Annotated in this window: 10 protein-coding genes; 8 read left to right on the forward strand and 2 right to left on the reverse strand. The window is 64.2% G+C overall.

Annotated elements, in window-relative coordinates:
- Nucleotides 1–61: 61 nt before the first annotated feature.
- Both OEX18_14950 and OEX18_14955 read right to left on the reverse strand, forming a co-directional pair.
- On the reverse strand, nt 62–913 hold the full coding sequence (locus OEX18_14950) for an IS3 family transposase (protein MDH4338566.1): 852 nt from the start codon (nt 911–913) through the stop codon (nt 62–64).
- Nucleotides 914–924: 11 nt separating this feature from the next.
- The gene (locus OEX18_14955) at nt 925–1,221 is read right to left on the reverse strand and encodes a transposase (GenBank protein MDH4338567.1); all 297 of its coding nucleotides are present in this window, start codon (nt 1,219–1,221) and stop codon (nt 925–927) included.
- Nucleotides 1,222–1,260: 39 nt separating this feature from the next.
- On the opposite strand from OEX18_14955, the gene OEX18_14960 reads away from it, so the two are divergent.
- The 8 genes from OEX18_14960 to hypB form a co-directional block, all read left to right on the forward strand.
- Nucleotides 1,261–1,791 (forward strand): Hint domain-containing protein, encoded by a 531-nt coding sequence (locus OEX18_14960; GenBank protein MDH4338568.1) that lies wholly within the window; start codon nt 1,261–1,263, stop codon nt 1,789–1,791.
- Between the two features lie 26 nt (nt 1,792–1,817).
- Complete coding sequence (locus OEX18_14965; GenBank protein ID MDH4338569.1) at nt 1,818–2,177, forward strand: hypothetical protein; 360 nt, start codon at nt 1,818–1,820, stop codon at nt 2,175–2,177.
- Between the two features lie 346 nt (nt 2,178–2,523).
- On the forward strand, nt 2,524–3,015 hold the full coding sequence (locus OEX18_14970; protein ID MDH4338570.1) for an ATP-binding protein: 492 nt from the start codon (nt 2,524–2,526) through the stop codon (nt 3,013–3,015).
- Between the two features lie 46 nt (nt 3,016–3,061).
- Nucleotides 3,062–3,940: a DsbA family protein gene (locus OEX18_14975; GenBank protein MDH4338571.1), complete on the forward strand. Its 879-nt coding sequence runs from the start codon at nt 3,062–3,064 to the stop codon at nt 3,938–3,940.
- A 331-nt stretch (nt 3,941–4,271) separates the two neighbouring features.
- The gene (locus tag OEX18_14980; GenBank protein MDH4338572.1) at nt 4,272–7,355 is read left to right on the forward strand and encodes a hypothetical protein; all 3,084 of its coding nucleotides are present in this window, start codon (nt 4,272–4,274) and stop codon (nt 7,353–7,355) included.
- A 164-nt stretch (nt 7,356–7,519) separates the two neighbouring features.
- A complete protein-coding gene (locus tag OEX18_14985) occupies nt 7,520–8,212 on the forward strand; it encodes a hypothetical protein (GenBank protein ID MDH4338573.1) in 693 nt (230 codons plus the stop codon).
- Nucleotides 8,212–8,553: a hydrogenase maturation nickel metallochaperone HypA gene (gene hypA / locus OEX18_14990; GenBank protein MDH4338574.1), complete on the forward strand. Its 342-nt coding sequence runs from the start codon at nt 8,212–8,214 to the stop codon at nt 8,551–8,553. The genes OEX18_14985 and hypA overlap by 1 nt, the downstream gene beginning before the upstream one ends.
- A gap of 1 nt (nt 8,554) precedes the next feature.
- Nucleotides 8,555–9,245 (forward strand): hydrogenase nickel incorporation protein HypB (gene hypB / locus OEX18_14995; GenBank protein ID MDH4338575.1); only part of this gene is annotated, 691 nt, incomplete at its 3' end.

Here is a 9,245-nt window from a genome sequence, read left to right on the forward strand (position 1 = left end):
TTTCAAATGGATGCCAGTGGGGTAACATCATTGAGCTTCCCTCGGTTCTGTAGACACCCAGTTAAGCACATGTTTGCATCTGCTCCTCGAACTCAGCAGGGCTGATCCCGCCCAGGCTCGAGTGCCGACGCTTCCGATTATAAAACACTTCAATGTAGTCGAACAAGTCCCGCCGGGCTTCCTCCCGGGTAGCGTAGCGCCGACCACTCACGCGCTCTCGCTTCATCGTGGCGAAGAACGACTCCACCACCGCGTTGTCGTAGCAGTTCCCGCGACCGCTCATGCTGCTCACGATCCCGTGCCGACGCAGCATCATCTGAAACTCATTGCTCCCGTACTGCGAGCCCCGGTCCGAGTGGTGAACAACGCCGGTCTGTGGCAGCCGCTTCTCGAGTGCGTTGCGAAACGCCTCGATCACCAGCTCCTTCGTCACCCGCCCACTCGTCGCCCAGCCCACCACGCGACGCGATCCCAGATCCAACACGATCGCCAGGAACAGCCAGCCCTGCAACGTCCACACGTACGTGATGTCTCCGGCCCACACCGCGTTTAGAACACCGACCTCGAAGCGACGCTCCACGATGTTGGGGGCGACACGCGCCGCCGGTTCTGAGCGTAGCGACGGCTTCCACTTGCGCTCGTGCTTGGCCACCAGGCCCGCCCGGCGCATCAGCCGCTCCACCCGGCTTCGCCCCGCCCTGTGACCCCGTGCCCGCAACTCCAACCACATCCGCGGGCTTCCGTACGTACGATCACTCTCCTGATGGATCAACCGGATCTCGCGGGTCAACATCACATCCTCGACCGATCGCCGGCTCGGTACCCGCGTACGCCACGCGTAGAACGTGCTGCGACCCATGCCCATGACCCGACACATCTGGCCTACTCCGTGGCGCGCTCGCTGGGCCTCCACGAATGCGCACCTCACCGCGTATGCTTGGCGAAGTAGGCCGCGGCTTTTTTTAGGATCTCCAGCTCTTCGCGAAGCCGCGCGTTCTCCCGCTTCAAACGCGTGAACTCCGCCTCGTCCGGCTTCTGCCGGCCATGACCCGGGAAACTCTGCTCTGGATCCTCCAGGTATGCGCGCTTCCACCCGGCCAGGGTGGTCACGCTGATCCCGAGCTCGCGTGCCACGCGGGCCTGTGGCACCCGGTCTTCCACGACTCGCTTGATTGCATCGATTTTGAACTCACGGGGGTAGGACTTGCGTCTGTTGGCCAAAGCGACACCTCCAGGCTAAGAGTGTATACTCTTAACCGGGTGTCCATCAAACCAGGGGAAGCTCAGTTCTGCGCGGACGGTGGTGGCCAGGGTTGGCGCGTATGCCTTGGGGGTGGCTCGTCACCGTGCACGAGATTCGATGCCTGTGGCTATGGTGGCGGTGGCTGTTTTGTCGCAGGAACACTCGTGATGACCGACGCCGGCTATGCCCCCATTGAAACACTTGAGGTCGGTGAGCGTGTACTGACTATGTCCGGGGACGGCATGGGAAAGCAGCAGGTCAGTGTTACCGAGACGTATCGTTCGGTCGAGATCGGATATTATCTTATCAACGGGACTGTGAAGGTTACCGGAACGCATCCGTTCCGAGTCCGCGACAGATGGGTTCAGGCGCGGGATCTAAGGGTCGGTGATGAGCTCGTTGGAGAGAACGGCGAGCCCGTGGCCATTACCTCGCTGGAACAGATTGCGCGGGGCGTGCGTGTGTTCAACATCGAAGTGGATGGCAATCACGCGTTCTACGCTGGGGGTGTTCTCGTGCACAACAAGAAGGACCCGAACGAGCCCTAGGCCTCCGGATCGGAAGGAGCACTAGAATGTTCAAAGGACTCTTGGTCATGTTGGTGTTTGCGGCTGGCTGCCAAGCAGCGCATAGGGATATGGGTGCGGCGGCGCTGTCGAAGGCAGAGGCGTTGACAATCGCGGTGGGTATTGCTAACGATGAGTGTGATGCTCTTTATGGTGAGCGCCCATTTGCAGGAGCGGATTTTCCCCTGGTGTTCGACGCCGGCCGCTGGCACTGGGGATCGCTGGATCCTGAGGGGGTCCATGGTTACTCGGTGGAGGTCTCGTTTGATAGCCACGGCGGCGATAGAATGGTGGTTATCTATTTTAGCAATGATAGTAGCGTTCGAGTCATTCAAGTGCGGGATCCCGCTGTAGGGGAGCACCGATAGAAGAGGACTTCTGGGCAGCTCATCTCTCAAGGAGGCTGTGACAGCTTTTGAGGCGAGCGACATCGGGAACGACGGCAGGGGCGAGGTTTATACCTTCTACGACGATGCGAGCGGGTGCGTCGCGTTTGGGTGTCTCACATTCGTCTGACGGGTTCCGACTCCCTCGTTCGGCTGCCATCAGCGCTTGAGGTTGTCAATCCGGCGCCATTCGGAGTAGTCCGCATGGTTCGAAAAGAAAGGTTCGCCGGGTGCTGCGTATTCGGGGCACGGGGCGTAAGTGATTGTAAATGAAAGACCTGAATCCCCCCGTCACCCCATCCTCCCCCTCCCCTAAAGAAGCAGCAAAATGGCAACGAACCCCTGTCACTGCGGCTACCACGGGAGCAAGGTGAAGCAGTGCAAGTGCTCGCCGCTGCAGCGCGAGAGTTACATCGGAAAGATCTCGGGTCCGCTGTTGGATCGCATCGCGATTCACCTGACCGTGCAAGCGGTGGACGTGGAGATGTGGAAGTCCACCGCGACCGGAATGAACAGCGCCACCATGCGCGACATGGTCACGCGCGCGCGCGCGATTCAGGCCGAGCGGTTTAACGATGTCGACGGCGTCGACTGCAACGCGCGGCTCCCCGACGGGTTGTTCGCCACATTCTGCGCGATGGATTCCTCCGCCGAAGCGCTGTTCGTAAAGGCGCAGAAGTCACTCATGGTGAGTGCCCGCGCACGCGGTCACATCGTCCGCGTGGCGCGGACCATCGCGGACCTGGACGGCAGCGAGGCCATCACGGTGCGCCACCTCATGGAGGCGGTGGGATACCGGGGCGACACACCAGTCGAATAGCCCTATAATCCCGTGACGAAACCGCGTGGGTCGAGGAGGAAACGCCGTGAAACTGGATTGGGCGATGCTTCAGACACCCGCCCGATGGAACGCATGGATTGGTGTTGCGGTCGCGTTGTCGGCTTCGCCGGCCCACGGGCAGGATGTTCCCTGGGGTCGCATCGCCGATGCGCGCGGGCTCAGCAAGGAGCAGCGCGGCGTTGCCGAAGAGGTGCTCCGCACGGCGCGCTGCTACGGCGGCTGTGAAGGGACGGTTCTCGAATGCCTCGTCGCCGGTGATTCCATCGGAACCCGCCTCGCAAACTTCGTGGCACGCCGCGCGGCGGCCAATCGCCCGGCCGAGAACATCCTCACCTCGATCACCAACCGCAAGCAGTCCGCATTTCCGGCGCAGACGTTCCACCCCGACCTGTCCGGACTCGTTCCCTCGGGGAGCGTGGACGCGCCCGTCCAGGTGGTGATATTCGCCGACTTCGCGTGCCCGGTGTGCAAGGTTGCGGTGTCGGCATTGCACGAAATCAGCCTGTCGATGCCCGACAGCGTCTGCCTCTGGTTCAAGACCTTCCCGCTCGCCCAGGAGGCGCGCTCGATTCCGGCGGCGCTCGCCTACCTCGCCGCGGACCGTCAGGGGCTGGGTTGGGAGATGATCAACATGCTCTTCGAGCACGGGGCCGACTTGAGCGACGAGGCGCTCGATGCCTGTGCCGCGACCGTCGGACTCGATCTCGAGCGATACCGCGCCGACCTTCAATCCGAAGAGTTGCTCGCGCGGGTGCGCGCGGAGAAGCGCGAGGGGGTCTCGTTCGGCATTTCAACCACGCCGGGAATCCTGGTGAACGGCAAGCTCTACCGGGGGATCAAGACCCGGGTGGAACTCCTCGATCGGATCGAAGAGGAACTCTGGATTCTCGCCGCCGGCAGGTGACGCGCTGAAGCTGGTTGCTCCTCTCAACTCCGGCGCCGTGGCGTGGTCCTCCGTATCCATTGACATGGCCATGAGGCGGTGGATAATGAAGCATCGGCCGCGTCGTTCCCGAGGAGGCGTCGTTGTGAAGAGCCTCTTTCCCGGGCGATCTGCGCTACACCATTGGCGCCACCGACGTGTTCGACACAGGTGCCTCCGGTTCGCTGGCGGATGCCAGGAACCGTGGCTTCGCCTTCCTGTTGGGGCTGAAGTTCGGACTCGGGGGTTGACGCCGTTTCTCCGTGGCGATCGCGAACCGCGGAACACGCCACCTGAAGCCGGGAGTGCCACCATGAATGCACGCACGCTATTGGCGGCGGTTGCCGCGGCACTTTTTCTCATTCCTGCCGGCTCCCATGCCGTCGATCCCACCGACCGGCCGCCCGACAAGGGTGGGTTCACGCGCGCCATGGGGATTCCCTCGCACTGGCGTGCCACGGTGGGCCTGGAGTACCAGGCCTACAAGCCCAGTTCGGATCTCCAGAACGGCGGGCTGATCGATGCCGGCATCATGCGCCACATCGGAAACCCGATGGTGGGGATTGCCGCGTTGGGTGTCGAAGGGTATTTCGGTGGCCGCAGCAATGACGCCGACCTCGGCGTGCGCGCGTACTTCACCGTTCCCAGCCTTCTGATCGGCGGGGGTGTGGACTACAACGCGAAGAGCGAGGAGAGCGACTTCATCCTCAAGCTCGACATTCCTGTGCGGCGGCGTGGCATCGTGGGCGCGGGTTCCGCCATGACGTTCCGCTGGCTTCCCACCCGCGATCAGACCTTCACCATCGGCCTCACCCTCCCCATCGGAGACCGGGACGCCGGCCTCACGCGCCCGCAGTCCGACTACGTCAAGATGGACAGCCGAGAGCCGGAGCGCCTCGAGGCCGCTCGGCTGGCAAACGTGGACTCGACGCTCTTCCAGGTGCTGGACATCCTGCACGAGCGTGCCCGCTGGGTCCAGGAACTGACACAGCCCTTCGCCGAGTACGGTGGTTCGGACGCGGCCGAGGCCATGGCGCCGCGCATCAAGGAACTGCGCGATCACATGGCGGCGAAGGACGCGCTGTTCCCCAACGGCCACACCGTCAACGAGGAGATACGCGTCTACCACGAGACCCTCGATCGCGCGTTTTCCATTGCGGAGAGCGGCGGACCGGTGGCGCCCGGCCACAGCACGGAAATGGGGCGCCGCATCTCCGTGCAGGCCAGACGCATCCTGCTGGACGACGTCATCTTTCCGTACAACTATCTGCACGGCCAGCTGAAGAAGAAGGACACGCTGTCCGGACTCATCGCCGTGGCCCAGACGGACGCGGCGCGTGCGTTGCTTTCCAGCGAGACTCTCGACGACGAACAGGCCAGGCGCGTGGTCTTTGTCTTCCAGTCGCTGTGCGACGCCATGGAAGAGAATCGTGAGCGGCTGAGCAAGCGCTGGGGAGACAACCGTTACGTGTGGCTGCCGCTGCAGTACGGGTTCACTCCGGATGAGCACGACACGCAGACGGAACTCGACGCCATCATCGCGCGCGCCACGCAGCTTCCGTTCACGCCGGCCAACCGCACCTGGTACATCATCAACGAGGAGTTCCAGTACGAGATGGCCCGCTCCGTGCGGCTCGCGGAGGACTACCACGTCCTGTGGGTCCACGACATGAGCGGGGTCAATCACAACGGCGAGCCCGATGCCATTGCCTACGAACAGGTGAAGAACTATCTGCTGGCGTTCACCGAGCGCGTGCGTGCCTATGACGATACCGGCAAGCTCCCCATGTACTTCGTCTTCCTGGACCAGCTCTATTTCGAGGCCAACAAGTCCAGCCTGTGGATGGCGCTTCTCGAAGATCCCATGCACCACAAGGTGGATCTCCCGAAGAAGTTCGCGGCATGGGAGGCCGAAATCACCGGGCTGCAGGGCGACCTGCGCAAGGCGGTGGAGGGTTCGCTCATGCTGCAGGTGGAGAAGAGCCAGTACGGGGAGAAGTGGCTCAACAATCGCATCCGCGTGCAGGTGAACATCACCAACCCCGCCGACTTCTCCTTCTACAGCATGAAGATCATCGGCAAGATGCCCATCCCCGACAACCACATGCGCGACCACCGCAAGATCGTCTTCTACGACGTCTCCGAGGATGACCCCTATCGCGGCATGACGATGTTCACCGGCATGGGGATCGGCGAGCACTACACCGGTTCCACCTGGGAGGATCGCGCGCTGATGCTGCAGGGGCCGGCGGCACTGGCCACGAAGAATGCCGCCCGCGAGTTGCTCAAGACGCAGGGATTCACCGACGAGCAGATCCCCTTTCCGTTCCGCCCCCGCCCGAAGGGCGCGGGCTACGACGAGGCCATCACCCGGGAGGCGGCGTCGCTGCCGGATTACGTCTCCGGAAGCGTCACCGAACTGCACAACGACACCGGCTTCACGCCCAAGCAGCTCAGCGTGGGCAAGTGCGTGCTCTACAGCCTCATGCCGCCCGGGTCCGTCATGTACGTGCCGGACTCGCTGTGGCAGAGCTACGTGTACGCGTCGCTCATGGCTGGCAGCGCGTTGCGGGGTTGCTGCTCACTCGTCATTTCGCCCTCGCTGCGCGCGGCACCCAGCTCGGGAACGCCGCAGATGACACGGGCCAGCGGGTTGATGAAGCGGCTGGTGGTGTTTGGAAACGAAATGGATGACTATATGGAGCGCGAAGGGGGCATCCTGCGCGTGGGCATCTATGCCCCCAGGCACGGCGTGGGTGACCTGGCTGGCCGCATCCGCCAGGCGATGTCCCTCGACCTGCCCTGGGCCGACCGCGTGTATCACTTCAGTCCGAAGCTCGGCGACGTTGCAGCCGAGGCGCCGCGCTACCTCGACGAAGCCGGCTACAAGCCGGAGTACCTGACGGCGAAGGATTCGCTGGAGAGTCCCAAGCTCCACCTCAAGGTCAATTTCTTTGCCTCTGCGCAGGTGTGGAACGGCCTGATGTCCCGTCCCGAGTGGGCCGGGGTCTTCAAGGAATACACGCTGTACCTCGCGCGGCAGCAGGGGGCCCCGACCGACTCGATGCGCAACGTCCGTGAAGTTCCCGAGGCGCTGGCGCAGGAGGTAAAGACCCTTCTCGATAACTACTTCAGCGCCCTTCCGCCCGAGCAGCGCGCCACCATGATCTCGTACCTGACCATCGGCAGCTCCAACATGGACTACCGCAGCCAGATGCTGAACGGCGAGGTGATGCTGGTCCTGAGCGGGGTGCGCAGCCTGGCCGGTGTACTCGACTTCGTGCTGCTCGGCGGGCAGTGCGCGTGGCCGGAAACCCCCGAGCAGGTGGACGAACTGATTCCGCCGCCGGGGTGGTTCTGGCGCAAGCTTTCCGCATTCGTCAAGGTTGCCATCTGACGCCGTGCGGGGCACCCAGGGGCTATTGACGGGGCGCCCGTGGGGGCGTATAACTCAAGCCTGAGATTGGGATTCGCATGACTGTCCGGGTCGTGGGCCTCCGGAGGCGCCGGAGAGCTCCGGACAGTTGCTGGGCGCCTGGCCGCGTGCGGAGGTGCGATTCCATGGACCTGTTCTCCCTCGCTGCCGGTCTTGGCCTTCTTCTCGGCATGCGCCACGCGATCGAGCCCGATCACGTGGCCGCCATCTCCACCATCGTATCCGCAGAGAGCAACACCCGGCGCGCGGCGCGTGTTGGCCTGGCGTGGGGCGTTGGCCACACGCTCGCCCTGCTCGCCGCCGGCGGCACGCTGCTGGTGATGCGCCTGGAACTGCCGGCCTGGTTTTCCGCGGTGACGGAACTGGGTGTGGGACTCGTTCTCATCGGCCTGGGTGCTGCGAGCCTGCGGCGGGCACTGCGCGAGGGACGCCGCGGTCCGCATCACCTTCACGCGCACGGGCACAACGAACACGCCCACGCCGGCTCCATTCCCCACGTGCACGTGGGCCGCTTTGTACTGGCGCCACGGCCGCTGATGCTGGGACTGGTGCACGGGCTGGCCGGAACCGGTGCGCTGGCGGCCATGGTGCTGGCCAGCATGCCCAGCATTGCGTCGGGTCTGGTCTACATTGTGGTTTTCGGAATCGGGTCGATTCTCGGAATGGCCCTTCTCACCGGAATGCTGGGCGCAACCCTGCAGCGGGTGCTGCGCGGCGCGCGCGCGCGCATGGCCGTGCAGGCGGGCGCGGGTCTGGTCTCGCTGATCATGGGCGTCGTATGGATATTTGTGGCGGTACCGGGCCTGGGTGGGCACTAGTGCACGAGCTTTCCATTGCATGTGAACTGGTGAAGAGTGCGGCGGCGGAAGCCGAGCGCCATGGCGCCGCGCGCGTGGTGGGGCTGGATCTCGTGCTCGGCGCCCTCACCGGTGTCGAGCCGGACGCGCTGGTCTTTGCTTTTCCAGTGGCGGCGGCGGGAACGCGCTGCGACGGGGCGGAACTTCGTATCGAGATCGAACGGGCAAAGGGGCGCTGCGTGGACTGCTCGGCCACCAGCGAGGTCGACAGCCTGATGAGCGCGTGCCCGGAGTGCGGCGCGTGGCCCATCGGGCTCGAAGGGGGCCGGGAAATGAGACTGCGCTCCGTGGAGGTCACCTGACATGTGCGGAACCTGTGGGTGCGGCCAGCCCGACGCCGTGGGACACGAGCACGGGCACGGCCATCACCACCACCACGATCATCATCACGAACACACCCACGCCACCCAATCCACCACGCTCATCCAGGTGGAGAAGGCGCTGCTGGCGGAGAACGATCGCTTTGCGGCGGAGAACCGCGCGCTGTTCGACGAGCGGCGCACGCGCTGCTTCAACCTGATCAGCGGACCGGGAGCGGGCAAGACCACGCTGCTCGAGAAGACGCTGGAAGGGCTGCTCGCTCGCTCGGTGGCCTGCGCGGTGATCGAGGGCGACCAGACCACCGACCTCGACGCGCAGCGCATCGCGCGCACCGGCGCGCCGGTGACGCAGATCGAGACCGGCCGCTCCTGCCACCTCGACGCGCACCAGGTGGGCCACGCGCTGGAGCGCGTGGAGGCGCCGCGCGACGGGCTCCTGTTTATCGAAAACGTGGGCAACCTCATCTGCCCGACCGAGTTTCAACTGGGCGAGCACGAGCGCGTGACCATCGTGAGCACGGCGGAAGGCAACGACAAGCCCGCCAAGTACCCGCTCGCGTTCCGCACTGCGACCGCGGTCGTCATATCAAAAATCGACCTGCTCGCGCACGTCGACTTTGACCTCGCGGAGGCGCGGCGTGTGATCCGCGGCCTCAACCCGCGCGCCCCCATCT

The sequence above is a fragment of the Candidatus Krumholzibacteriia bacterium genome (assembly GCA_029865265.1).
Taxonomy (GTDB): Bacteria; Krumholzibacteriota; Krumholzibacteriia; order WVZY01; family JAKEHA01; genus JAKEHA01.